Genomic DNA, 26,095 nt, shown 5'->3' on the forward strand with positions numbered 1-26,095 from the left:
GTTTTTTCACGGTCTGGGAATGAAAAGAAACTGTAATAGTAATATGTCTAAATTTGACGTATAATGAAGTGTACTGAGGAAAAGGAACTTTCAGATTTTTCATCTGTTTCCTGGTAAACCGGCCATAAACCGCAGTATTTTTACGAACTCTATGGCTGCAAGACATAATTAAAAGATTAGGTGATTTCATGATAGAGATGAAAGAAGTATATAAATCCTATCCGAACGGTGTAAAAGCGATTAACGGGCTGTCAGTCATGATTCATCCCGGAGAATTTGTATATGTCGTGGGACCGAGCGGAGCCGGTAAATCTACTTTTATTAAAATGATTTACAGAGAAGAAAAGCCGACAAAAGGACAAATATTGATTAATCATAAAGATCTCGCGTCTGTAAAAGAAAAAGAGATTCCTTTCGTGCGGCGTAAAATAGGTGTTGTTTTCCAAGATTTTAAACTTCTTCCGAAACTGACGGTATTTGAAAACGTCGCGTTCGCGCTTGAGGTGATCGGAGAGCAGCAGTCCGTTATTAAAAAACGCGTGCTCGAAGTGCTCGATCTTGTGCAGCTGAAGCATAAAGCGCGGCAGTTTCCCGACCAGCTTTCCGGAGGAGAACAGCAGCGTGTTTCCATCGCAAGATCCATCGTCAACAATCCTGACGTCGTGATAGCTGACGAACCGACGGGCAACCTTGATCCGGTAACATCATGGGAAGTCATGAAGACGCTGGAAGAGATTAATAACCGCGGAACGACCGTCGTGATGGCGACACACAATAAAGAAATAGTAAACACCATGAAGAAACGGGTCATCGCGATCGAAGACGGAATTATTGTGCGTGATGAGTCAAGAGGGGAGTATGGTTCTTATGATTAAAATTCTCGGGCGCCATTTGCGTGAGAGTTTTAAATCTCTCGGAAGAAACACATGGATGACATTTGCATCCATCAGTGCCGTTACCGTTACATTGATTTTGGTCGGCGTGTTTTTAGTCATTATGCTGAATTTAAACAACATGGCTAAAAATGCTGAAAAAGAAGTGGAAATTAAAGTATTAATCGATCTGACGTCCAATAAGAAAACGCAGGATACGCTGCAGAATGAGATTAAAGACATCTCGGGAATCCAAAGCGTAGAGTTTTCATCTAAAGATAAAGAGCTTGATCAATTGGTCAAAAGCTTCGGCGACAGCGGAAAGGCCATGAAAATGCAAGATCAGGAAAACCCGCTGAACAACGCGTTTATCGTCAAAACGACAGATCCGCATGATACGCCGAAAGTCGCGAAAAAAATTGAGAAGCTGGATCATGTGTATAAAGTGACATACGGGAAAGAAGAAGTCAGCCGTCTGTTTAAGATCGTCGGGGTGTCACGCAACATCGGGATTGCGTTAATCATCGGCCTTCTGTTCACGGCGATGTTCTTAATTTCAAATACGATTAAAATCACGATTTTCGCCAGAAGAAAAGAGATTGAAATCATGAAGCTTGTCGGCGCGACAAACTGGTTTATCCGCTGGCCGTTCTTCCTGGAAGGGCTGCTGCTGGGGGTATTCGGTTCTATCATACCGATCGCTCTCGTGCTGAGTACGTACCAGTCGATGGTCGCTTGGGTGGCCCCGAAAGTTCAGGGATCATTTGTTTCACTTCTGCCGTACAGTCCGTTTGTGTTCCAAGTATCACTTGTGCTCATTCTGATCGGCGCGGTTATCGGAGTATGGGGAAGTCTGACTTCCATCCGGAAATTCCTTCGTGTATAAATACAAAAGCCAGTCTGATATAGACTGGCTTTTTTTAATGGTTTCGTTACTGAATGACGGGAAGGGCCGGTGATCCGGGCTTTAATGTAAAGTCATAAGACGATTCGTCACGGTACAGCGGGTCCGCATAAATGGAATCCGAATCGTTTGCCGTTCCTTTTTGGTACGCTGTGAATGAATCATATTCTCTGTTCTTCCAATTCCAAATGCCGTCTTTTCCGGCTTCTTTGTGATAGACGTTATGATTAACGGTATTGCCTTCGTTTTTTGTATAATCATTTGCGATAAAAATCCGTGAACCGCTTGCCGTCATGATGTTTTTTTCGATCGTGTTCCCTTTTGTGCCGTACTGCAGCAGCAGCTGGCCGCCGTCAAGGTCCTTCGTGTCATTTCGATACATAATGTTATGAGCGATCACCGAATTGATGGTGCCGCCGCGTTTCGTGTCATAGCCTCCGATTGAAATACCGGTGTAAGCATTGCCGTACACCTTGTTATCCGTAATCCGGATATCTCGTGCGTATTTCCCTCTATGTTCGGAAGTGGCTTCAATGCCGAGGTCATTGTTGTAAACGGTGTTCTTCTTAATGTCCACATGTTCTGCGCCGTCAACGTAAATACCGCCCGCTGAATATTCATCTCCGTAAGCGGGATTTCCGTAAGAAGAGTTATGGCTCACCGTATTGTTTTCAATGACGCCGTTTCGCGCATAGTCGTTTTGCTTGGACGTTCCTTCGTATCCGATCACGTCAATCCCGATATTGTTATTGTCCCGAATGGTATTGCCGGCAATCTTAAATCCGTCAACATTCCCGTTCAGCACGACCGCTTCGCTTGCGCCGAGCGTCAGTTTTTCAACCGTATTATTTGTGATGCTGACATCCTTCATGGCGCCTGTGCCGTAAAACGCAATGCCGTGTGCATTTCCCTCATCAGCCGTGGTTTTAATGTTTCGGATATGGTTGCCGTCAATGTTGATATAACTGCTTGATCCGGTGACGAAGATTCCCATGGCCGTTGCATCTTCTGATGATACGGAGAGATTCTCAAGCGTAACGCCGTGAATGGTAATGTACTGTTTATTGCGGATTTGAATTAACGGAGTTTCAGAATCGCTTTTTGGCGCAGATTTGCCGCTGATTGAGACATGCTCATTCTGATAGTTCCGAAATGTAATCGGCTTTTCGGCCGTGCCGCTGTGCTTTACTTCAAACGTTTCATCGTACGTCCCTTCCCGAATCAATACGGTTGTCCCGGCCTCTGCCTTTTCAGCCGCATGTTTTAATGTGCGGAACGGCTTTTCTTTCGTTCCTTCATTTTGGTCGCTGCCTGCCGGAGAAACATACAAGGCGTCCGTCTGCGTTTTTTCATTGGCCTCTGTTTTTGGCCAGACAAAGGCGGTAATTCCTGCGGCCAGAACCGCCGCGGATAAAATCGATAATTTTATTTTCATATCGCATTCTCCTGTATATTTAATGAATTGCATACAAAATATTATACGTTACCCATATATATGAAACAATCTCGCGTTTTCATTTTTTTGTTGCCGTTACATGAATTCTTTGCAATTTACACATACTATCTCCAGGTTTTCGTAAAAGGACTAAGAGGAGGTAAACGATGAAGCAGAAAATGATCGCAGTGATAGCGGCCGTCAGCATTATGTGCGGCGGAGCCCATATTGCCGGGGCGGCACAGCCGAATTCATCAGACGCAGAAAGAAGCCGGGCAATGGAAAAAATCGAAAAAGCATATGAGCTGATCTCGAACGAATACGTGGAAAATGTAGATAACGAAAAGCTTCTTGAAGGAGCGATTCAGGGGATGCTGTCTACATTAAACGACCCTTATTCCGTTTATATGGACAAGCAGACAGCTAAGCAGTTTTCCGATTCTCTTGATTCTTCTTTCGAAGGGATCGGCGCTGAAGTCGGTATGAAAGACAATAAAATCATTATCGTATCACCGTTTAAGCAATCTCCGGCGGAAAAAGCGGGACTCAAGCCGAATGATGAAATCATCAGCATAAACGGCGAGTCAATGAGCGGGAAAGGTTTAAACGAAGCCGTGCTGAAAATCAGAGGAAAAAAAGGATCGAAGGTTTCTATTAAAATACAGCGTCCGGGTACTGATAAACAGCTGTCATTCCGGATTAAAAGAGCGGAAATCCCGCTTGAAACCGTATTTGCTTCCCGCAAAGAATCAGGCGGTCATCATGTCGGCTACATCGGAATATCGACATTTTCCGAGCATACCGCCCAGGACTTCGCCGCGGCGCTGAAAAAGCTTGAAAAACAAGGGATTGACGGTCTCGTCCTTGATGTAAGAGGGAATCCCGGCGGCTACCTTCAAAGCGTCGAACAAATTTTAAAGCATTTCATCACAAAAGACATGCCGTATATCCAAATTGCGGAGCGTAACGGCGATAAAAAACAATATTTCTCAACCTTAAAACATAAGAAGCCGTATCCCGTCAATGTCATCACGGATAAAGGAAGCGCCTCCGCTTCAGAAATTCTTGCGGGCGCGTTAAAAGAAGCGGGACATTATGACGTTGTCGGCGACACTTCTTTCGGTAAAGGAACGGTTCAGCAGGCCGTGCCTATGGGAGACGGGAGCAACATTAAATTGACGCTTTACAAATGGCTGACACCGAAAGGCAATTGGATTCACAAAAAAGGCATTGCTCCGACAATCGCCGTGAGCCAGCCGGATTATTTTGCGGCGGGACCGCTTCAGCTGAAACAGCCGCTTCAGCCTGATATGAACAGCGCGGATGTCAAACACGCCCAAATCCTGCTGAAAGGCCTAGGCTTCGACCCGGGCAGAGCGGACGGCTATTTCAGCAAAACAATGAAAAAAGCCGTTCTGGCGTTTCAAGACCGGTACAAGCTTGATAAAACAGCGGTCATTGATAAAAAGACAGTGGAAAAAATGAATCAGCTGATGAATGAAAAGAAATCTGACGAAAAAAATGATTTACAGCTGCAAATGGCGTTAAAATCATTATTTGTAAAATAAATGAAAAGGAGGCGTTTTTTTCGTCTCCTGTTTCTTTTGTCATGCCTTAAAAATGAACTAAAAGGCATATAATTATGTCGGTTTTGACAAGATATTAAAAAAATTTTCACATTTAAACATTTATAAAGGACAAACATTACCCGATATTTATAGAGAAGAGAGACTTTATGCCGAGTTAATATGTATTCAAAATGAAACTTTTGAAAGTTGCCTCAGTCAGTTTTAGTTCTTACAATAAAAGAAGGTTCTAATAGAGAACAGTTTTAGTTTGGCAGCTGCATTTCAGTATCGAAAGCAGAAGTGTTTGCGGCGCTTCAGCACGGCAGCTGTAATCACCCGTGCTTATCTGGATAAAAAAATGGGGGTTCACAATTGAAGAGGGCAAGTATTGTGCGTGAAAAAAAATATTATGAATTAGTGGAACAACTAAAAGACAGAACAAAAGACGTCACATTTTCATCAACCAAAGCACTAAGTCTTCTTATGCTGTTCAGCAGATACCTGGTCAATTACACAAATGTTGAATGCGTTCACGAAATCAATGAAGAGTGTGCGAAGCATTATTTCACTTACTTAATGAAAAACCATAAACGTTTAGGAATCAATCTGACGGATATTAAGCGGTCCATGCTTCTGATCAGCGGCGTGATCGAGGTAGAGGTTGACCACTATCTGAAAGATTTCTCTCTCTCAAATGTAACGCTGTGGATGACGGAAGAGAGATAAACGTTTGAGATATTCAAGCCAATGATTATTTGGTAGAATAGAATTAAAATGTTTGGCTTGAGGCGGTGAAAGCAGTGTCTGTTCAATGGGGAATTGAACTTCTGAAAAGTATCGGTCTGTTTTTTTTGCACCCGATGTTCTGGTTTTTTATCATCATAAGTCTCGCATGCGGATATTTGCGGATCAAACGTGAACGCCATACGTTTCATACAAAAATCGCGGATATGTATGACGAGCTTATCTTTACATACATAAAAGGACTTATACCGGGTATTCTTCTCTCCATATTATTTTTTGGACTGGGAATTTCGATTCCATTCGGTTTTCTCGGCATAATCGCGGCCGTGACGGCTTTGGCTTCGCTGACGTTCCGTATGAATTGGCTGTCATCAGCTTATATTGTCAGCGCCGGCATGTTCATTGCGTTTCTCCTTCAGTATACCCACACAGTGCCGTTTGCGGATCGGTTTCCGCAGGCATTCGGCGTGAATTGGGCATCGGCGGCCGTGTTTATGGGCCTTTTGATTATCACGGAGGGAGCGGCTGCCTGCCGTTCAGCGCATCTGAAAACATCTCCGGCGCTTGTCGTCAGCAGCAGAGGCCTGCCCATCGGCCGACAATTGGCGAATCGCGCATGGCTGCTTCCGCTTTTCTTATTGGTGCCGGGCAGCGGGCTTGAGTCACACCTTTCTTGGTGGCCTGTCTTTACCGTGCCGGGCGGCTCTTTCCATTTGATCTGGATTCCTTATATCGCCGGCTTCGGACAGCGTGTGCAGGGGTCACTTCCGGAAGTCAGCATAAGGATAACGGCGAAACGTGTCATGATTCTCGGGGGTATCGTGACCGCATTCGGGGCAGCTGCCCTTTGGTGGACTCCGCTTGCCGGAGCTGCCGCTTGTATTGCGGTGCTCGGACGCCTGTTTTTATCATTGAGACAGCGGCTGAACGATAACGCGGCTCCGTTTTATTTCTCTAAGCGGGATCAGGGCTTAATGGTGCTCGGCATCATTCCGAATACACCCGCGGACGATCTTGAGCTGAAGATCGGTGAGATTATTACGAAAGTAAACGGCATCCCCGTGAAGCATGTGTCGGATTTTTATGAAGCACTTCAAAAAAACCGCACATTTGTAAAAATGGAGATCATCGGCCTGAACGGTGAGATCCGGTTTGATCAGCGCGCGTCCTATGAAGGCGAACATCATGAATTAGGTATTTTATTCGTGCAGGATGAACACGAGCACGAAGAAATGACAGCATTATAATGTGATTTTTCATAATTATTCGGAATAGTTTCAAGAACTCCTAAACTAGATTTCAAAATAAAACAGCTAAGAAAATTATATTTTCTTAGCTGTTTTATTTTGAAATAATAAAAAAATAAATGAAGGAGAGGTATGGCTTATTGGAAAGGTTATTGCTAACTCCAAAACCTTTAGAAGATGAATCTTTAGCAGGATATATATTAAGAATAACTGATTATAATGGTTATGTTGGATAGGGGGAGTACATTATAAAAAAGCTTTTACTTAAGAGATTGCCGTTGATCTCACTTGGAGTTATAGCTTATATACTGACAAAATACGCGCAGAACCATCAGGATTGGGCGGAGAAATACAGTAGGTCTGTATATCCGTTATTTTCAAAAACAGTAGGACTTGTACCTTCTTGGGTCAAGTTTTCTGTTAGTGAATGGCTCGTCGTGTTGGTTGTGTTACTATTTCTATTTTATATCGTTTATTATGTGCGCAAGGTCATCATGAGTAAAGGTGCACGTAGGATGGTAGTTTATCGTGGTGCTCTAGGAATAGTTACGATCTGTAGCGTGATATATTTTTGTTATACTATTTTGGGTGGAATAAACTATTACAGATATTCTTTTTTGTCTTATACCGAATATAAAGAAGAGAACTACAGCAAGGAGGAACTGGTCAAATTGAGTAAGTCGCTTGCCGTTGAAATGGAATTGGCAAGGGAAAAGTTAGCGGACACTGATCTTTTGGCTCAAGTACCAGAGGTTTTTGATTATTATGCACAACACGCAGTGTTCTCGATGCAAATGTTATCAAAGGAATATCCTATTTTGGAGCATTCTTTATACTCAACACCAAAACCAGTTGTGATGTCAAAGCTAATGTCGCATGCAGGGATAAATGGTATCTTTGTCCCTTTTACTTATGAATCCAATATCAATGTTAATGTGCCCGTTTTCTTGGTGCCTGCTACTATGGCACATGAATTGGCACATCAGAGTGGTTTCATGCATGAGGATGAGGCAAATTTTATAGCATATCTGGCATGTAAGCAGCAGGATGATCCAATGATACTTTACAGTGGTTTTTTTCTAGCATTTGATTATTCTATATCTGAGCTAAAGAAAGTGGATCCAGATCAGGCGTCTGATATAATGTCCAGTCTGTCCAAGGCGGTGCAGCATGATATAGAACAAAATGAGCAGTACCGGGATAAGTATGAGGGTGTTATTTCAAGTATTTCAAGAAATGTAAATGATGTATATCTGAAGGCAAATAATCAGACAGACGGTTTGAATAGCTATAGTGATATGGTGAATTTGTTGCTGGCAGAGCAGCGAGAGATAGAGAAGTACAATTAAATGTATCTTGAATACTTATAGGTTTATATAGTAATGATAGTGGGCTCAAGTTGAACATAGGAGTGAGTGAAATAAATAAAATAAAAGTATTTCCTATTCCATATGCTGGAGCGTCGGTAAATGCATATTATGAATGGAAAAAACTACTGCCGGATAGATATGAATTGTGTATATGTGAATTGGCTGGAAGAGGAACTCGATTCACAGAGCCTTGTTACCAGTCTGTTGGTGAAGCAAGTGAAGATATCGCCAAAAGAATAAGTGAACAATTAGAATATGACGATGAATATGTTATATTTGGACACAGCATGGGAGCCTTATTGACTTATGAGATATATTATAAACTTAAGCAAATGGGAACTAAGGAACCAAGGCATCTGTTTTTTTCTGGGCGAGATGCTCCACATATTTTTGAAAAGAGAGAAGACATTGAAAATATGACTAATGAAACTTTCTTGACAAAGGTGGAACAATATGGGGGAATACCAGAGGAGTTTTATACAAAAGAGATTATGGATATGTTTCTTCCGATTTTGCGAGCAGATTTTATAATTTTGGACAATTATAAGTTTCAGCCCAAAGCAGAAAAAATAAGTTGTGGAGTAAGCGTTTTTTATGCGGATAGCGATTTTTCGACTCATATCAATGAAATGCATAAATGGAGTGAAGTTGTTGAAGGAAACGTGAAATTTCATAAGTTTAAAGGAGAACATTTTTTTTTGAATCGGTATCCTAATGATATTGTAAATACTATTGTTAAAGATACAGAGACTCAAAATATTTACCAGGCCACCCACCTGGATCGCCTGGAAATACGGGGGTAATCTCCCCCATTAATTCTATTTTGAATTAATTCAAATGAGAGAAACGTTAAAGTCTCAAGTAGTGGTGTAAAAAAGAACTGTGCCTTTTGACAAGGGAAGCCACGGTATGATTCTACTAAAGTGACGCGACTCAACTTTAGAAGGAGGATCAATGTGTTTTGAAATATTATATTTAAAATAAATTTTATCAGTCTGAGAATCCTTCAATGATTGTTACTTAATTTTGCTTAATTATAAAAGTAATATTCAATAATTGTTTTAGGTAGGTTTTAGTAAGGAGAATTATGAAAAAAATTAAGAAAAAACATTGGAAATAATAAGCTTTCAGTTTTATTAATTATGAAAAATCACATATAAAAAGCCTGGTGCCGCTAACAACACAGCGGCCGGGCTTTTTTTACGGCCGGATTACGATGTCAGCGCCGAACTTGATCGGAACTCTCAGCCATTTACATTCCCCTTTTCTCTTGTAAATAAAAAGATTCTCATAAAGCAAACGGCATTGCGATGACACTTTGAAAGAGAAAATGAAGAAGGAAAACTGGAAAAGGTTCCGGAAAGCAGATGCTTACGGAACCTTTTTCGTTTATGCCGAATGGCTTTTTTTCGTCTGAACGGTTTCCCCGGACTTGATACCAAGCGATACGAACAAGCCGATCACAGAAACTCCGATCAATATGATAAACAGAATATGAAACCCGGAGATTAAACCGATCAGCGCTGAAGAAATAATGCTTCCGAAATAACGGAAGGTGGAGAAAATCCCGGATGCGATGCCGGACATGCCCGGTTCTACCGTCGCAAGAGAAGATACCTGCATGCTCGTCAGCCCCGCACCTGACGCGATGCCTCCGACAATAAGCGATGCCATAAGAAACGGAACGGAATGGGAATAAACCAAAAGCAGAAATAAGAGATTGGCTACGGCCATCAGCCCGAAGGACAGAAAAATCATTCTTCGCGCGCCCCATTTCTGATGCAGCTGAGCTCCGCCCCAGTTGCTGGCGGACATGAAAACAGAAAAGACTGACAGCGCCATGCCGCTGTGCGATGTATTCATGCTGAAGTGGCCGGTCATAAAGAGCGGCATAATCAATAACACGGCGTACATCATTAAATTGCTTAACAGAACCGACAGATTGGCGCTCGTAAAGGTCGTGTTTTTAAACAGGTCAAAATCAATAATCGGATGTTTCGTGCGCAGCTCCCGCCTGAAAAATAGCGGAACAAATACGAGAATGAGCAGTGCGTACACCCAATAGCCCAAAGAGCTTTCATTTTTCGTCAGAAGAATAATAGATACTATGCTTCCGGCAAGCAAAACGGACCCGATGATATCAAGCGGAGCGTCAGACGTTTCTTCTTTATATTTAGGAAACATCACTAATGCCGTCACAAGTGCGATTGCAAGAAACGGAATGTTGACCCAAAAGATCGAATGCCAGCTGAAGCTCTCAATTAAAAGAGAGCCGATAAACGGACCGAGAGCCGCACCAAGCCCGGCACCGAGGCCGAAAAAGCCGAATACTTTCGGAAGCCGTTTTTCAGACACGACATGGCGGATGATGGCGATGCTGTTTGGCGTAAGCAAAGCGCCGCCGGCAGCCTGAAGCGCCCGGAAGAAAATCAATAAGAAAAGACTTGGCGAGAGGGCGCACCCCAATGATGCGATGAGAAAAAGGCCGACGCCCCATAAATACATTTTTTTGTTTCCGTACATATCACCGAGTTTGCCGGCAATGGGCTGTGTCACGGCCATCACGATTAAATACACGGTCACTACCCATGTGATGCTGGCAATTGATTCGCTGAATGAGCGGGAAATGGATGAAAGGGCGACTGCGATCATCGTAGAATTGATGGGAACGAGTATGGCTCCCAGCAAAAGCGAAACGATCAGCGCCCATTCTTTCTTTGAACCCATCCTTCATCCTCCTTGGAGCCGGAAAATGACCGGCCGGTAATGCCTTTCATGAAAATCTCAGTGCTGTGTTTCAGCATCGTTTCCTCAGAGAGAGTAATGACTCTTTTTCCCAGCTGCAGCCGGTGTATAAAATAACCGAAAATCATCGTCATAAAGACGTCTGCATTAGCTTCTTCGCTGCCGGGGCTTATCATATTTTTCTTTGTCAGCTCCTTAAAGTAAACGATTAAATGCTTTTTCACGGATTGCGGATATACGACAATATCCTGCAGGACGTCTTCGAATAGTTCCGGTTCGCGCAGGCAGATGCGGAACACTTCTTTTTTTTGTTCCAATTGCTGAAGAAGGGTCGCGGCGAAATGAAGAAGATCCTCATACAAATCGCCTTCCGCCTTGGTGATCATGCTTTCCGGAACCGGCGTCTGCTGTTCAATCATGGCTTTCATTAATCCTTGTTTGTTTTTAAAATTACGGAAAATCGTTGCTTCGCTTACTTTTGCTTTTTCTGCGATTTCTTTTGTTGTCGCTGCGCGGTATCCTTTTTGGATGATCAGATTCATCGCGGCGTCAATAATTCTCTTGTTCGTCGTTCTCAACATGTTTCACCTCGCGTAAATACTGGCAGGACAAGTATACACCCGCCCTGCCCGTCAATAAAGAGGGAAACCTAGCATGAAGCGCGTTTGACAATCGTAATCTTGCCGTTTGTCCCGTCCACCGTGACGATATCTCCGTCGTTGAGCCTGTCAGTCGCGGCACGTGTGCCGAGAACGGCCGGGAGCCCGTATTCCCTCGCGATGATCGCCGCATGTGACAGGATGCCGCCCGTGTCCGTAATGACGGCCTTTGCATCCTGGAACAGACTGGTCCACAGCGGTGTCGTCATTTTGCAGACAAGCACGTCTCCTGTTGAAAAACGGGAAAATTCACTTGCGTCACGAATGACTTTCACAGGGCCGCTTGCGATTCCGCTTGACGCCGCAAGTCCGTAAATTTGATGTTCAGTGTTTTTTTCATCTTCTGTGATGGAGCCGGTAATCTGTTCAGCCATTTTCAGCTGTTCCGAAGTCGGAGTCCCGAGATAAGCGGGGGCTTCAAGCAATTGATATTGCTGGAAGAGCTGTTTTCGTTCAGCGGCTTTTTCCTGCATCGGAACCGGCGACACCAACGCTTTCTCGACTTCATCGCTGTATAAGTACCACATATCCTCCCGATCATCGATTACGCCTTGTTTTTGAAGCAGCCCGCCGATTTTCAGAAGGCAAAGGCGCGCTTTGGCGTCCAGCATCGCATCAATATAAAAATGGTGATCATCTTTGATGACGGATGAAGACAATGTCCACTGATAATAGCGGTCAAACGTCTCCCGGAAGCCGTCATCTTCAATTCTATCCATAAAGTCGGCGTAGAGCTGTTTTCGTTTTTCTATCGTTTTATGAAACTCACTGTCAAAATCGTATCCGTTCCGGACATAGTTCTGAATGTTGGCCAAAGCGAAATAAGGGTTTTCCGCCCAAGTTTCTTCAATGAGATCATGACTTTTCACGGATCTCCAGCCGTATTCCTGTAAAAATTCACCGACTTGTTCGAGAAAGCGTTTTCCCTCATTTGATTGCAGAAGCGTCTGATGCAGCTCATCGGCATGAGAAACCGTAAAGACGCGCCGCAGCTCAGGGCTGTCTTTTACTTGTCCGGAAAGCAGCCACAGCTGTCTGTCGGTCTCCAATGACTTATTCATGACGCCAGCCAGCATTTCGTACAGAAGGGAGGTGTTTTCTTTCTCAACCTGTCCGTACATGGATTCCAGTATCATGTTTAACGCAACCTGCGGAAAGACAATATTGAAATGTTCTGCGTATCCTTTTAAATAGAAGTCTTGCAGGTTTCGGAACGCATTAAGGGCAGTCTCCGGCGTATGGTCTGTATGCGCCAGTTCGTCCAGCTTTTGATAAAAAGGCAGAAAGGTTTCCTGAATAATATCGTACATGCGGTCAGCCAAGACGGGGAAAAGCGCTTCTAACTGTTCTGCGGGCAGCTTGTCGTCCGTCTTATGCTGTCTGGAAAAAACACGGCCCTGATGAAGTTTGACACGCTCGATTTCGATGCCCATTACAGGGAATGCCTTCGTGCTCTCTTTGAGGCCGTATTCCAAAGCCGGCACAATGAGTGAGGCGAATAACGGGCTGACGGGGCCTTCTATATTGGCCTCCATATTGAGCCAAAAATCTTTCTGATCCTGGGGCGTCATGATAAATTCCCGTTCTTCGTCTGCCGCTTTCTGATCCTGCACGATCGTTGTAATCGGCCTGGCCTGAAGCAGATACAGCTTATTTTCGGCAAATCCGAATTCGAGATCCACGGGATAACCGTACAGTTCTTCCGTCTTTATCGTCAGCATGGCAAGCTCTTTGATGCTCTCGTCATCAAGGCAGAAGCGGTTTCTCATGTCAGCGGTCGTCTCTTTTTCCGTCACGCCTTCGTCTTTAGAAACGATATACATTTCTTTTAAGCCGATTTCTTTTTCAATCTGAAATGTGTCTTTATTGACGATAAATGTGTCGGGCGTCACGCTGCCGGAGACGATTGCTTCTCCGAGACCGTAGCTCGCGCTGATCATCAGCTCTCCGTCATCATGTGTGACGGGGTTGCGGCTGAAAATGACCCCTGAAACCTCGGAATTGATAAGCCCTTGCACGACAACGCCCATTAACGGTTCTGCGGTGTCATTGTTCATTTTCTCTTTATAACCGCTGACCCGCGCCGAGAAGAAGGAAGCCCAGCATTCTTTCACTTTTCCGAGAAACTCTTCTTCTGTTTTGATATTTAAATAGGTTTCGTACTGGCCCGCGAAAGAAGCCCCTTCAAGATCTTCGGACGCGGAGGAGGAACGTACGGCGACAGAGGCGTATGATTCTCTCAATTCATAAAACGACGCGGTCAGTTCCTCCCGAAGCTCTTTTGAAAACGTGCCGTTCATAATGGCGCGCTCCATCTGTTCCTGATCTGCTTGAAGCCCGTTGTCTTCCATAAAACGTGTCAGGGCATTCGTCTGAATGATGAAACCGCCGGGAACGGGCAGCCCGTTTTTCGTCAGTTTAATCAGGTTCATTCCTTTTGCTCCTGCAGAGCGGCTCGATTCTTCCGCTTTTTGAAATCGCACTGAATACATGCGGTATGACCCCCTTTTTTTCTTCATCCAAGAAAAATGATAGTAAACACTATCATTACATTGTAAAGAGGGAGGAAGAAACTGTCAAAGATACAAAGACCTAAACCTTCTCATCCTTTCGGCTGAAGAAAGGTAATTCGGTTCATCTGGTTAATGGTTCAATGGATTTATATTCACATTTTTTTTGACAGATGATTGAAGACTGCTGAAAAAGGGTATTGTGATAGCAGGGGAACGATTGTCCGATTCTTCATTTTTTACTATAATCAGATGAGATGAAGAATTCCCGAGGAGGGTTTTTGTGATTACAAAAGCCGTTTTTGCATTATGTTTCCCTTTTATGCTGGTCGTCCTTTTTACGCGCGTCACGTTTAACCACTATGTGGCGATCGCTCTCACAGCCGCACTGCTTTTCGCATCCTATTTAAAGGGTTACACCGAAACGTATTTTATCGTTGGATTGGATGTCGTATCGCTGGTGGCCGGAGGGCTGTACATGGCCAAAAAAGAAGCAGACAAAAAGAAAGACAATGCCTGACATGGTGAATATGAAATAGAATGCCTGCTTTTACGCCATAAAAGCAGGTTTTTTATACAAAAATTGACTTGGTAAAAATAAACCATCGAACTTTAGTTCGTATTTTTAGTGATTTTGCCCGTCATTGTGTTACTATATCAATAGGAAGATTTCGTAAAGAAACGGAGGCTTTTTTGTGAAAGATCGTTTTGAGTTAGTCTCGAAATATCAGCCCCAGGGAGATCAGCCGCAAGCGATTGAGAAGCTTGTCAAAGGCATACAGGAAGGCAGAAAACACCAGACTCTCCTGGGTGCGACAGGGACGGGCAAAACCTTTACCGTGTCCAATCTGATTAAAGAAGTGAATAAACCGACACTGGTCATTGCCCATAACAAAACCCTTGCCGGACAGCTGTACAGCGAGTTTAAGGAGTTTTTCCCGAACAACGCTGTCGAATATTTTGTCAGCTATTACGATTACTATCAGCCGGAGGCGTACGTGCCTCAAACGGATACTTTTATAGAGAAAGACGCAAGCATTAATGATGAAATTGATAAACTGAGACACTCCGCGACATCCTCTCTGTTTGAACGGAGAGATGTCATTATTATTGCGAGTGTGTCATGCATATACGGTCTCGGTTCGCCTGAAGAATACCGGGAAATGGTCGTGTCGCTCAGACCGGAAATGGAGATTGAGCGGAACGAGCTGCTGAGAAAGCTTGTGGATATCCAGTATGCCCGCAATGATATCGACTTTCAGCGCGGGACGTTCCGCGTGCGCGGAGACGTTGTGGAAATCTTCCCGGCTTCCCGTGACGAACATTGTATCAGAGTGGAATTTTTCGGAGATGAAATTGAGCGGATCAGAGAGGTCGACGCTTTGACCGGAGAAATTCTCGGCGACCGTGACCATGTGGCGATTTTCCCGGCTTCCCACTTCGTCACCCGGGCGGAAAAGATGGAAAAAGCGATTCTGAATATTGAACAGGAGCTTGAGGAGCGCTTGAAAGTGATGCACGAAAACGGCAAGCTCCTTGAAGCGCAGCGGCTTGAGCAGCGGACGAGATACGATCTTGAAATGATGCGGGAAATGGGTTTTTGCTCAGGGATCGAGAACTATTCAAGACATTTGACACTCCGTCCGCCGGGCTCTACGCCATATACGCTGCTTGATTATTTTCCGGACGATTTTATGATTGTCGTTGATGAATCACATGTGACGATTCCGCAGGTGCGCGGCATGTTCAACGGTGACCAGGCGAGAAAACAGGTGCTTGTCGATCACGGGTTCCGCCTGCCGTCAGCGCTTGACAACCGTCCGCTCCGATTCGAGGAATTTGAGAAACACATGCACAATATCGTGTACGTGTCGGCGACTCCGGGACCGTATGAAATTGAGCATACGCCGGAAATGATCGAGCAGATCATCAGACCGACGGGACTCCTCGATCCCCTCATTGACGTCCGGCCGATCGAAGGACAGATTGATGATCTGATCGGCGAGATTCAGGCGAGGATAGAACGGAATGAACGCGTTCTCGTGACGACTTTAACGAAAAAAATGTCAGAGGATCTGACCGATTATCTCAAGGAAATCGGCATCAAGGTCAATTATCTGCATTCCGAGATTAAGACGCTTGAACGGATTGAAATCATCCGTGACCTCCGCCTCGGAAAACATGATGTGTTAATCGGCATCAACCTGCTGAGGGAAGGGCTTGATATTCCGGAAGTGTCACTTGTCGCCATTCTCGATGCGGATAAAGAAGGCTTCCTCCGTTCTGAACGTTCGCTGATTCAGACGATCGGACGGGCGGCACGAAACGCGGAAGGCCGCGTCATCATGTATGCCGATAAAATCACGAATTCGATGGAAATCGCGATTAATGAAACGAAGCGCCGCCGGGAACAGCAGGAGCGCTTTAACGAAATTCACGGCATTACGCCGCAAACGATCAATAAGGAAATCCGCGATGTGATCCGCGCGACGCAGGCCGCTGAGGATAAAGAAGAATATAAAACAAAAGCCGCGCCTAAACTGGCGAAGATGACGAAGAAAGAACGCCAGAAAGTCGTTGAGCAAATGGAGCACGAAATGAAAGAAGCGGCCAGAGCGCTTGATTTCGAGCGGGCGGCAGAGCTTCGTGATTTACTGTTAGAGCTTAAAGCGGAAGGATGATGAACACATGGCAATTGACCGGATCGAGGTGAAAGGCGCAAGGGCGCACAATTTAAAAAACATTGATGTAACGATTCCGCGGGATCAGCTCGTCGTCGTGACGGGGCTGTCCGGATCGGGAAAATCATCCCTTGCCTTTGACACCATTTACGCGGAAGGACAGAGGCGGTATGTTGAATCGCTTTCTGCCTATGCGCGCCAATTTTTAGGGCAGATGGATAAGCCGGACGTTGATGCGATCGAAGGGCTTTCCCCGGCGATCAGCATTGACCAGAAAACGACAAGCCGCAATCCGCGGTCAACCGTCGGAACGGTAACGGAGATTTATGATTATCTCCGGCTGCTGTACGCGAGAGTCGGGAAACCGCACTGCCCGGAGCACGGCATTGAAATTACGTCGCAAACGATTGAACAGATGGTTGACCGGATTCTTGAATATCCGGAGCGGACGAAGCTTCAAGTGCTTGCGCCGATCATCTCAGGCAGAAAAGGCGCCCATGTCAAAGTGCTTGACCAAATCAGAAAGCAAGGTTACGTAAGGGTGCGGATTGACGGAGAAATGGCCGAGCTTTCCGACGATATTGAACTTGAAAAAAACAAAAAGCATTCCATTGAAGTAGTCATTGACCGGATCGTTGTCAAGGAAGGCGTTGCCGCCCGGCTTTCCGACTCGCTGGAAACCGCGCTCCGTTTAGGGGAAGGCCGTGTCATGATAGATGTCATCGGTCAGGAGGAGCTGATGTTCAGCGAGCATCACGCCTGTCCGCTGTGCGGTTTTTCTATCGGGGAGCTTGAACCCCGGCTGTTTTCATTTAACAGTCCGTTCGGCGCCTGTCCGACTTGCGACGGTCTCGGCTTGAAGCTGGAAGTGGACCCTGAGCTCGTCATCCCCAATCCCGAGCTGTCATTAAAGGAACACGCCATCGCGCCGTGGACGCCGATCAGTTCACAATATTATCCGCAGCTGCTTCAGGCGGTCTGCCGCCATTACGGCATTGATATGGAGACTCCGGTCAAAGACCTGCCGAAGCATCAGCTTGATAAAGTGCTGTACGGCAGCGGCAATGAACGGATCTACTTTAAATACGAGAATGATTTCGGACAAGTGCGCGAAAATGAAATTGAATTTGAAGGTGTGCTGCGCAATATTGAGAGACGGTATAAAGAGACAAGCTCCGATTATATCCGTGAACAGATGGAGCAGTACATGTCACAGAAATCGTGCCCGACGTGCAAAGGCTACCGGCTGAAGAAAGAAGCGCTTGCCGTTTTGGTCAACGGGCGTCATATCGGAACCATTACCGAACTTTCTGTCGGCGACGCGCTTGAATTTTTCAAAAACCTGACGCTGTCTGAGAAAGATATGCAGATTGCCGATTTAATTTTAAGAGAGATTGTGGAGCGGCTCAGCTTCTTAGATAAAGTCGGTCTTGATTACCTGACGCTGAGCCGGGCGGCGGGCACGCTGTCAGGCGGAGAAGCCCAGCGCATCAGGCTTGCGACGCAGATCGGCTCCCGTTTGTCAGGCGTCCTGTATATTCTTGATGAGCCGTCCATCGGCCTTCACCAGCGTGACAATGACCGTCTGATCAGCGCGCTGAAAAACATGAGGGATCTCGGCAACACACTGATTGTCGTTGAGCATGATGAGGATACGATGATGGCTGCCGATTATTTGATAGATATCGGTCCGGGCGCCGGCATTCACGGCGGCCGCGTCATATCGGCGGGGACGCCTGAAGAAGTGATGAATGATGCGGACTCTCTGACCGGACGCTATTTGTCAGGGGCTCAATTCATCCCGATGCCTCCGGAGAGAAGAAAGCCTGACGGCCGGTTCATTGAAATCAAAGGCGCTTCAGAAAACAACCTGAAAAAAGCGAACGCCAAATTCCCGCTCGGCACTTTTACGGCGGTGACAGGTGTGTCCGGTTCCGGAAAAAGCACGCTTGTGAATGAAATTCTGCATAAGGCGCTTGCGCAAAAGCTTCATAAAGCCAAAGCGAAACCGGGAAGCCATAAAGAAATCAAAGGCCTCGACCACCTTGATAAGGTGATCGACATCGACCAGGCGCCGATCGGCCGGACACCGAGATCAAATCCGGCAACTTATACGGGCGTGTTTGATGATATCCGCGATGTATTCGCGCAGACAAATGAAGCAAAGGTGCGCGGCTATAAAAAAGGCCGGTTCAGTTTTAATGTAAAAGGCGGGCGCTGTGAGGCCTGCCGCGGCGACGGCATCATCAAAATTGAGATGCATTTCCTTCCTGACGTGTACGTCCCGTGTGAAGTGTGCCACGGCAAACGTTACAACCGGGAGACGCTGGAGGTCACATACAAAGGAAAAAGCATTTCTGACGTTCTGGATATGACGGTGGAAGATGCTCTGTCTTTCTTTGAAAATATCCCGAAAATCAAACGCAAGCTTCAAACGCTTGCCGATGTCGGACTCGGGTATGTGACGCTCGGCCAGCCGGCGACGACGCTGTCAGGCGGAGAAGCGCAGCGCGTCAAGCTCGCTTCCGAACTGCATAAGCGTTCCACCGGCCGGACGCTGTATATTTTGGACGAACCGACGACAGGCCTCCACGTTGATGATATCGCAAGGCTTTTGGTTGTGCTTCAAAGACTCGTCGATAACGGTGATACCGTTTTAGTCATTGAACACAATCTCGATATCATTAAAACGGCGGACTACATCGTCGATCTGGGACCTGAAGGCGGAGCGGGCGGCGGCACGATCGTAGCCTCCGGGACGCCTGAAGAAGTTGTCGAAGTGAAAGAATCATATACGGGCCGCTATCTGAAACCGGTAATGGAACGTGATAAAAAACGGATGAAAACATTGCTGGCTGAAAAAGAAACGGCAGCCACATAATAGATCAATAAAAACAGCCCAAAACTCACCGGTTTTGGGCTGTTGTGTTACAGGCTTTTTTCTGTTGGGGAAGCTGTTTGCTTAAATGCATTAAGTCCTGCAGAATATGGGTGCTGCTGCTGTCCAGCAGCACTTTTATATATTGGATATCATGGGAAATGGGAAGAGGGGCTGCTTTGATCTGTTCCAATTCAGCCAGCATTTCGCTGTTCATTCTTTTCTGTTCGCGAATTAAATTTCGCAGACTCTCTTCCGTTACTTGGGCGTTTTCGGGATCTTTCTCCATTTGTATGTCCTCCTTGCATACGGTCAGGCTTTGTTACATATTGTAATCGGTTCGGGGAAAAGATTCTATAGTGAAATCTCTGAAATCAAAAATTACGTATAACGAAGCATGTCCTTAGCATGAAAATGAAACCCGCCCATTCGTCATACGTATGTATAAGGAAGGGTTTTTACATCACGGCACAGGGAGTGTTTTTATTGAACCGAAATCAAGCGATTATCGCATCAATCTGTTATTTCAGCGTGTTTCTCGCGCCGCTCATTCTTCCGATTGTGGCTTATTTTGTCGTCGATGAAAAAGAGACGAAGCGGCATGCCATGCGAGCTCTGATTTCCCATATCATTCCGTTTGCGGGATTGCTGATTGTGACCGCGGGTGTTGTCGGCGGGTTGATTACGGCTCAGGGGGAGAGTATGGTGCCCGTTTTTGTTATGATAACAGGAGCAGCTGTTTATTTTCTGATCCTCATCGGAATGGTCATTTGGAATATCGTGCAGGGAATTAAGGTGTTACGCCAGGTGTAAGAAAAGTCGGGGGAGGCGTTTTGTATGAAACAGGAGAAAGAACGGATTTTAAAGCTTGTGGAAGACGGCATGCTGACGGCGCAGGAAGCACTGACGCTCATTGAAAAACTGGATCATGAATATAAAGAAAAAGAAGAGCAGATCACCGCATTATCTGCGGAGGTCCAGGAACCTGCGGAAGATTTCGAAAGCGGGGCAAAAGGAAGCCAAAAGCCGTCGCTCGGGGCGAAGCTGTTCGACTGGATTGATTCTGCCGTCAAAAAAGTGAAGGAAGCGGATCTTGATCTGAATTTCGGCCACGCACATGAAGTGCAGCATATTTTTCAATTTAAAGACAGTGAATTCTCGGCCATTGATATGCAGATCGCAAACGGCAGCGTCAATATCGTGCCGTGGGCGGATGAAGATATCAGAGCGGAGTGCCAGGCGAAAGTGTACCGGGCGGACAGTCAGGAGGCGGCGCGCACCGCATTTCTTCAGCACATTGAGTGTGAAGTGAAGGGCAATAAGTTTTTTGTCCGCACGGAAAAGAAAACGATGAAAACCAATGTCACGCTTTATGTTCCCCAGAAAGAGTACGATAAGATAAGAGTGAAGCTGTTTAACGGACCGATCAGAGGGGAACATTTACATGTAAAAGAATTCTCGGCGAAAACGACAAACGGCGTTCTGTCATTCTCTCATTTGACGGCTGATAAAGCGTCGGCGGAAACGGCTAACGGACAAATCAAGCTGGCCGGACATCAATGCGGCGCGATTGAAGCGGAAACGATCAACGGCTTGATTGATTTGCGCGGATCGAGTGAATCCATTGACGTTCAAAGCTTTAACGGCAATATCATGCTTACCGTGACAGCGCCGCACTGCCGCTCCATCTACACGAAAACGACGACCGGAAACGTGGATATCGCTCTGCCTGATGATTCGGCGGTGAAAGCGGAGCTGAAAAGCAATCTCGGCTCTCTCAGCCATGAGCTGATTGATGCCGAAATTTTAAAGGAAAAGAATGATACCATTCAAAAAGAACTGATGCTGGCATCAAATCAAGGCCATGATCAGCATCTCTCGATTTTCTCAGAATCGTTAACAGGAGCCATTAAGCTCAAGCATACTCAGAGGTGATTGGATGAAAAGACTTTACCGTTCAGAAAAAAACCGTAAAATCGCCGGCGTCGTCGGCGGTTTGGCGGAGTACGTCAATATGGATGCGTCGCTTTTGCGCATTATCACCGTTGTATTAGCGCTTGTCACGAGCGGAATCGTGCCGATTGTATATATTATCTGGTGTTTTGTTGTACCTTTAGAAGGAGATTTGAAATAAATGATCAAATGGGCAGTCAGCATTTTAGTAAATGCTTTATTATTAATCGTTATCGCGGGATATTTTGATTCCGTCCATATCAGCAGTATCGGAGCGGCTGTCATCGCCAGTGTGATTCTTTCTGTGTTAAATGTGCTGATCAAGCCGATCATCGTCATATTGACATTGCCCGTCACGGTTGTGACCCTCGGCCTCTTTCTGTTTGTCATCAACGCCATTACGTTAATGATGACCGCAGCCTTGATGGGAGACAGCTTTCAGATTGATGGGTTCGGCACCGCCATTTGGGCGTCTGTCGTGCTGTCCGTTTTCCACTTGCTGATCCAAAAAGGCATATTGGAGCCGCTTAGAAAAAGGTAAAAAACGAGCTGTCCCGAGAGGGCAGCTTTTTTATGTGTGATTTACATAAGCGGCAGCCTCCTGACGCAACATAATGTATAGGGAGGTAATGAGATGAAACTTGTGATGACGCTCTTTTTTCTGATTGGTTTGCTTTGTGTGAGTCCTTCTGCGGATGCGGCGCGCAAAGAATCGGCAATCCCCGTGAATCAGCAGGAATTCGGACAGCCGCCTCATTACATACCGCTTCTGGAGAATCCTCCCCAAATCGAAGTAAAGGCGGAAATGAAAAGAAACCTGTTCATACAGGCTCATGTACGGAATGCTGACTATCAAGCGTTTTCGGCGTTTCTTTTTTATAAACAAAGCAATGAGCTTGGGTTTAAAATGGTGCCGATGGAGCCCGCGCCAGGCGCAATCCGGCTGTTTACGGCCCAGGTTTCAAAGCGGGATATCTGGAATGGAGAATTGGAATATTACCTCGTTTTCACCAACGGCAGACAGCGGGCGGAATCGGAGAAAAAGCGGCTGAAGCTGGACGGCTATCAAGCCGATTTGAATCATATTCCCGAGCTGATGATTACGGAGCTTGCGGTTGATACGAAAAATGAAGACGGCGCTGATGCCTATGAATTTATCGAGGTGTATAACACGACGGACAGACCCATTCATTTTAAAGACTATCACATCCGCTACCGCTATCCGAAGGAAGGGCCGGAATCAGATATGATATGGAGGCCGAAAGAAGATACCGTCATTCCGTCAGGCGGGACTTACGTGTTTTGGCTGAGACGCGCCGCATCAGAACTGACGATAGATGATTTCAATCGCTATTACAGGACACGCCTGAAGGAGGGAGAACATCTCGCCGTCATCGAAGGGACGGACGGAATGTCCAACGGCCGCCCGCGTACGGTGGTGCTGTCGGCAAATACCGGCAAGGGTATCGCCTCAGCGCATTACCGGAAACACGCTTTCCGCCGGCTGACTTCTTTGCTGTACAAATATCCGCTGAACGGAACGGGAGAATTGCTGAGGATCTCCACGAGCGAGCATAAGCCGTCACCGGGCTCTGTTTTTCAGGCGCAGATCCCGCAGCAGAAAAGGGTGATAAAACCCGACAAGGAAAAACCGGTCATCGAAGACCTTACAGACAGAAAGCCCGTCCGGCCCGCTGAAAGCATTGAATTAAAGGCTGACATAAAAGACAAAAACCTTGTCAAAACAGCCGCGTTTTATTACCGGACCAATGAGAAAAAACCATTCAAACGAATTCTGGCCGAAAAAGACCGCAACGACAGCTTATACCATCACATTCTTTATTCCCCGGAGCTGCTCGGCCAGGATCAGCTTGAGTATTATATCGCAGCCAGTGATGGAGAAAATGAAGCAAAAACGCCCGTCAAGATGATTGACATTGAACAGACGAGCAAATCACACGGACTCAGAATGAATGTTGAACCCGAAGATACGATATCCGGCACCTATCTGCTCAAAGCGACTTCCGACGTCAGCGCCGATAAGATCAAGTTGTGGATTGACGGCAAGCGGCAGGAGACCCGGCCGGCGCTGGAAAAAGAGGTCTATTTCGCCTTCGATGCCCGGAAAACGAATCTTTATTTTCAAAACACCGTCATAATGGAAAAAGAGGTGCTGCACATTTTTGACGATCCGTCTCACCGTTACAGAACGCACTCGGTTCTCCTTCCGGAACGTCTGCTGCAAAAAGGGGGCAAAACACAGAAAGTATCCATCCGTTCGGGCTCAAAGGTTTCTCCGTATGACACGGGAGAGAATCGGGATGATTTTGTCGTGAAACATGCCCGTCTGGTGCTTTCGGACGGAACGGTGATCAAAGACGGGAAGACGGATCCGGCTGAGCAGCTGTTTATCGGTGACGGCAGGCGGGCGAATCAGCAGAAGACCTTCTCATTCAGCCTGCCGGATCATTTGTTTACGTCACGGCTGCTGCCGTGGAACACGGCGAAGCTTTCTGAAGGCTATCACCATATTTTTGTTAGCGACGGTGAGGAGCAGCTGAGCCAATCTGTGCGGGTGGACAATACGGGGCCGAAGATTGTCCCGAGTATCAAAGAAGGCGCGGCGCTGAAAGGTAATGTTGAGCTGAATGCGGACATCCGTGACAAATGGAGCAAAGTGGAAGAGGTCAAAGCGTTTTTGGACGGAGAAAGCATTACGCTCCCGCATCACACGTCATCAGCCGATCTCAAGCCCGGAAAACATACCCTTACCATCATTGCGGCAGACCTTGCCGGAAATGAAACAACGTCCGTCCGCACCTTCCATATCAAACGGGAGGAGCCGAACCAGCCGGAGCTTGCGGATCAAAAAATCGGCGCCCACAAAGCAAAGCTGTCCGTCCGGGTAAAAGACCCGACGAAGGATGACATGAATGTATCATTTTATCGCGGCTTCCGTTATACCGCGCGGAATCCGGGCAGCGTGAAAGTGTATAAACACGCCTCATTAACGGAACCGCCGAGGGGCATAAAAGAAAATGAAATGCCGTTTACCCTGCCGGAAATGAACCGCATTTCGGCAAATGACGGAAAAACCGTATCGGCGGAAAGTATGGAGCGTTTTCCTTATCACCGGTTCGAAGTCTCCGTTGACCCGTCTATCGACGAAACGGATCTGGCTGAGGCGGTCTGGAAAGGAAGCTCTCTGCCCGGCCGAAAGGTAACCATGTATATTTGGAATTACCGGACAAGCCGCTGGCAGGAGGCGGACAGCGTCCTTGCCAAAGATAAAAAGCCGTTTACACTAAAAGCCGCCGTTTCCGCAGCGGATGTGGTGAAGAACTCAAAAATGAATGTCATCGTGCAGGATCAAATACCGGCGAAAGGCAATTACACGTTTGTCTGGATGTCGGATACACAGTATTACGCACAAGGACACCCGCACATTTTTGACAAAATGACAGAGTGGATCAAAGAAAATAAGGAAAAGCACAATATTAAATATGTCTTTCATACCGGCGATATCGTCGATGATTCAATGGTGATGAAACAGTGGAAAAACGCCGATCACTCCATGCGGACGCTTGACAAGGCGGGGATTCCGTACGGAGTGCTTGCCGGCAATCACGACGTCGGCCATAAAGACGGCACATACCGAACCTTCGGGGATTTCTTCGGGAGCCGCCGGTTTGAACAGAACATGCATTACGGCGGATCATATAAAAATAACCGCGGGCATTATGACCTGCTGTCGGCAAGCGGGAACGATTTTATTATGATTTATATGGGCTGGGGCATTGCGGAACAAGAGATTGACTGGATCAATCAAGTGCTAAAGAGGTATCCGGACCGAACCGCCATCTTATGCTTTCATGAGTACTTGCTTGTGAGCGGAAATCGAAGCCCGATCGGGGAAACGATCTATCGAAAAGTCGTCAAGCCGAATCGCAATGTGGCGATGGTATTAAGCGGCCATTACCATAACGCCATGAAAAAAACCGATGCGCTTGACGATGACGGGGACGGAAAACCGGACCGCCTCGTCCACCAAATTCTGACCGACTACCAGGACGGTCCGGAAGGGGGGCAGGGCTTTATGCGCATGATGCAATTCGATCAGGCCGCCAATCAGGTTCACATGTTCTCCTACTCGCCGTACACGGATGACATCAATTACTATGACACCGATCTGTTCGCTGATAAAGACGAATTCTCAGCAGAAATGGATTTACAGCCGAAGAGGAAAAGGGTAGCGACCGATTATTTTGAATGCAACATCTATACGAACGAACTGCTCGGTCATAAAAAACACGTAAAAAGCGGAAAAACCGCAAATTGGGTCTGGGACGGCCTGCAGCCTGATTCCGTTTATTACTGGTACACCGTCGTTAAGGACCCGTACAACGGCAAAACAATATCACCGTTGTGGATGTTCAGAACGGGAAATACGCCGTATCGCCCGGCTCCGGATCAGTTTGATTTCAGGCATGCCTCAAACCCATAACGAAAACATACAGCCTGCTGATCGC

Annotated in this window: 20 protein-coding genes; 15 read left to right on the forward strand and 5 right to left on the reverse strand. The window is 46.3% G+C overall.

Going from position 1 to position 26,095, the window contains the following annotated elements; genetic code table 11:
* Nucleotides 1–188 precede the first annotated feature (188 nt).
* Both ftsE and ftsX read left to right on the forward strand, forming a co-directional pair.
* On the forward strand, nt 189–875 hold the full coding sequence (gene ftsE, locus AC1RRX_RS01320) for a cell division ATP-binding protein FtsE (RefSeq protein WP_007407465.1): 687 nt from the start codon (nt 189–191) through the stop codon (nt 873–875).
* On the forward strand, nt 868–1,758 hold the full coding sequence (gene ftsX / locus AC1RRX_RS01325; RefSeq protein WP_007407464.1) for a permease-like cell division protein FtsX: 891 nt from the start codon (nt 868–870) through the stop codon (nt 1,756–1,758). The genes ftsE and ftsX overlap by 8 nt, the downstream gene beginning before the upstream one ends.
* 46 nt (nt 1,759–1,804) lie before the next feature.
* Here ftsX and AC1RRX_RS01330 read toward each other — a convergent pair whose 3' ends face one another.
* On the reverse strand, nt 1,805–3,211 hold the full coding sequence (locus AC1RRX_RS01330; protein ID WP_144463870.1) for a right-handed parallel beta-helix repeat-containing protein: 1,407 nt from the start codon (nt 3,209–3,211) through the stop codon (nt 1,805–1,807).
* A gap of 209 nt (nt 3,212–3,420) precedes the next feature.
* Here AC1RRX_RS01330 and ctpB point away from each other — a divergent pair, with 209 nt between their 5' ends.
* From ctpB to AC1RRX_RS01355, 5 genes are all read left to right on the forward strand, one after another.
* A complete protein-coding gene (gene ctpB / locus AC1RRX_RS01335) occupies nt 3,421–4,779 on the forward strand; it encodes a carboxy-terminal processing protease CtpB (RefSeq protein ID WP_372386219.1) in 1,359 nt (452 codons plus the stop codon).
* Between the two features lie 372 nt (nt 4,780–5,151).
* On the forward strand, nt 5,152–5,505 hold the full coding sequence (gene swrA, locus AC1RRX_RS01340; RefSeq protein ID WP_014305920.1) for a swarming motility protein SwrAA: 354 nt from the start codon (nt 5,152–5,154) through the stop codon (nt 5,503–5,505).
* Between the two features lie 74 nt (nt 5,506–5,579).
* A complete protein-coding gene (minJ, locus tag AC1RRX_RS01345) occupies nt 5,580–6,770 on the forward strand; it encodes a cell division topological determinant MinJ (RefSeq protein WP_144463871.1) in 1,191 nt (396 codons plus the stop codon).
* A gap of 278 nt (nt 6,771–7,048) precedes the next feature.
* Nucleotides 7,049–8,119, forward strand: a complete 1,071-nt coding sequence (locus AC1RRX_RS01350) for a DUF3810 domain-containing protein (RefSeq protein ID WP_144463872.1) — start codon at nt 7,049–7,051, stop codon at nt 8,117–8,119.
* Nucleotides 8,120–8,169: 50 nt separating this feature from the next.
* Nucleotides 8,170–8,943: a thioesterase II family protein gene (locus tag AC1RRX_RS01355; protein WP_042635520.1), complete on the forward strand. Its 774-nt coding sequence runs from the start codon at nt 8,170–8,172 to the stop codon at nt 8,941–8,943.
* A gap of 586 nt (nt 8,944–9,529) precedes the next feature.
* Here AC1RRX_RS01355 and AC1RRX_RS01360 read toward each other — a convergent pair.
* The 3 genes from AC1RRX_RS01360 to AC1RRX_RS01370 all read right to left on the reverse strand — a co-directional run bounded on the left by AC1RRX_RS01360 (nt 9,530) and on the right by AC1RRX_RS01370 (nt 14,036).
* On the reverse strand, nt 9,530–10,867 hold the full coding sequence (locus tag AC1RRX_RS01360) for an MFS transporter (protein ID WP_007407455.1): 1,338 nt from the start codon (nt 10,865–10,867) through the stop codon (nt 9,530–9,532).
* A complete protein-coding gene (locus AC1RRX_RS01365; protein ID WP_015240677.1) occupies nt 10,840–11,463 on the reverse strand; it encodes a TetR/AcrR family transcriptional regulator in 624 nt (207 codons plus the stop codon). Before AC1RRX_RS01365 ends, AC1RRX_RS01360 begins: the two co-directional genes overlap by 28 nt.
* Before the next feature lie 71 nt (nt 11,464–11,534).
* The gene (locus AC1RRX_RS01370) at nt 11,535–14,036 is read right to left on the reverse strand and encodes a PEP/pyruvate-binding domain-containing protein (RefSeq protein WP_144463873.1); all 2,502 of its coding nucleotides are present in this window, start codon (nt 14,034–14,036) and stop codon (nt 11,535–11,537) included.
* Between the two features lie 301 nt (nt 14,037–14,337).
* Between AC1RRX_RS01370 and AC1RRX_RS01375 the strand changes: the two genes are divergently transcribed.
* The 3 genes from AC1RRX_RS01375 (at nt 14,338) to uvrA (ending at nt 19,616) form a co-directional block, all read left to right on the forward strand.
* On the forward strand, nt 14,338–14,574 hold the full coding sequence (locus tag AC1RRX_RS01375) for a CsbA family protein (RefSeq protein ID WP_003151438.1): 237 nt from the start codon (nt 14,338–14,340) through the stop codon (nt 14,572–14,574).
* Between the two features lie 175 nt (nt 14,575–14,749).
* A complete protein-coding gene (gene uvrB, locus AC1RRX_RS01380) occupies nt 14,750–16,735 on the forward strand; it encodes an excinuclease ABC subunit UvrB (RefSeq protein WP_003151439.1) in 1,986 nt (661 codons plus the stop codon).
* A 7-nt stretch (nt 16,736–16,742) separates the two neighbouring features.
* Nucleotides 16,743–19,616 (forward strand): excinuclease ABC subunit UvrA, encoded by a 2,874-nt coding sequence (gene uvrA, locus AC1RRX_RS01385; protein ID WP_020954334.1) that lies wholly within the window; start codon nt 16,743–16,745, stop codon nt 19,614–19,616.
* 25 nt (nt 19,617–19,641) lie between these two features.
* Here uvrA and AC1RRX_RS01390 read toward each other — a convergent pair whose 3' ends face one another.
* Nucleotides 19,642–19,902 carry a hypothetical protein gene (locus tag AC1RRX_RS01390; RefSeq protein WP_012118557.1) on the reverse strand — a complete coding sequence of 87 codons (261 nt, stop codon included), beginning with the start codon at nt 19,900–19,902 and terminating at the stop codon, nt 19,642–19,644.
* A gap of 197 nt (nt 19,903–20,099) precedes the next feature.
* Here AC1RRX_RS01390 and AC1RRX_RS01395 point away from each other — a divergent pair, with 197 nt between their 5' ends.
* The 5 genes from AC1RRX_RS01395 to AC1RRX_RS01415 all read left to right on the forward strand — a co-directional run bounded on the left by AC1RRX_RS01395 (nt 20,100) and on the right by AC1RRX_RS01415 (nt 26,070).
* Nucleotides 20,100–20,426: a hypothetical protein gene (locus tag AC1RRX_RS01395; protein ID WP_003151444.1), complete on the forward strand. Its 327-nt coding sequence runs from the start codon at nt 20,100–20,102 to the stop codon at nt 20,424–20,426.
* A 24-nt stretch (nt 20,427–20,450) separates the two neighbouring features.
* Nucleotides 20,451–21,548, forward strand: coding sequence for a DUF4097 family beta strand repeat-containing protein (locus tag AC1RRX_RS01400; RefSeq protein ID WP_007614045.1), 1,098 nt, complete (start codon nt 20,451–20,453; stop codon nt 21,546–21,548).
* 4 nt (nt 21,549–21,552) lie between these two features.
* Nucleotides 21,553–21,747, forward strand: a complete 195-nt coding sequence (locus tag AC1RRX_RS01405) for a PspC domain-containing protein (protein ID WP_007407447.1) — start codon at nt 21,553–21,555, stop codon at nt 21,745–21,747.
* Nucleotides 21,748–22,107: a phage holin family protein gene (locus tag AC1RRX_RS01410; protein ID WP_007407446.1), complete on the forward strand. Its 360-nt coding sequence runs from the start codon at nt 21,748–21,750 to the stop codon at nt 22,105–22,107.
* A gap of 93 nt (nt 22,108–22,200) precedes the next feature.
* Nucleotides 22,201–26,070 carry a metallophosphoesterase gene (locus AC1RRX_RS01415; RefSeq protein WP_144463874.1) on the forward strand — a complete coding sequence of 1,290 codons (3,870 nt, stop codon included), beginning with the start codon at nt 22,201–22,203 and terminating at the stop codon, nt 26,068–26,070.
* Nucleotides 26,071–26,095: the final 25 nt, after the last annotated feature.

The organism is Bacillus sp. GW821-FHT11D08 (genome assembly GCF_058808515.1).

Coding starts and splice junctions, on each gene's coding strand:
- AC1RRX_RS01330 (WP_144463870.1), bottom strand. CDS start 3,211: ATGAAAATAAAATTATCGATTTTATCCGCGGCGGTTCTGGCCGCAGGA.
- AC1RRX_RS01400 (WP_007614045.1), top strand. CDS start 20,451: ATGAAACAGGAGAAAGAACGGATTTTAAAGCTTGTGGAAGACGGCATG.
- AC1RRX_RS01390 (WP_012118557.1), bottom strand. CDS start 19,902: ATGGAGAAAGATCCCGAAAACGCCCAAGTAACGGAAGAGAGTCTGCGA.
- ftsX (WP_007407464.1), top strand. CDS start 868: ATGATTAAAATTCTCGGGCGCCATTTGCGTGAGAGTTTTAAATCTCTC.
- ftsE (WP_007407465.1), top strand. CDS start 189: ATGATAGAGATGAAAGAAGTATATAAATCCTATCCGAACGGTGTAAAA.
- AC1RRX_RS01360 (WP_007407455.1), bottom strand. CDS start 10,867: ATGGGTTCAAAGAAAGAATGGGCGCTGATCGTTTCGCTTTTGCTGGGA.
- AC1RRX_RS01405 (WP_007407447.1), top strand. CDS start 21,553: ATGAAAAGACTTTACCGTTCAGAAAAAAACCGTAAAATCGCCGGCGTC.
- AC1RRX_RS01415 (WP_144463874.1), top strand. CDS start 22,201: ATGAAACTTGTGATGACGCTCTTTTTTCTGATTGGTTTGCTTTGTGTG.
- uvrA (WP_020954334.1), top strand. CDS start 16,743: ATGGCAATTGACCGGATCGAGGTGAAAGGCGCAAGGGCGCACAATTTA.
- AC1RRX_RS01370 (WP_144463873.1), bottom strand. CDS start 14,036: ATGTATTCAGTGCGATTTCAAAAAGCGGAAGAATCGAGCCGCTCTGCA.
- AC1RRX_RS01410 (WP_007407446.1), top strand. CDS start 21,748: ATGATCAAATGGGCAGTCAGCATTTTAGTAAATGCTTTATTATTAATC.
- ctpB (WP_372386219.1), top strand. CDS start 3,421: ATGTGCGGCGGAGCCCATATTGCCGGGGCGGCACAGCCGAATTCATCA.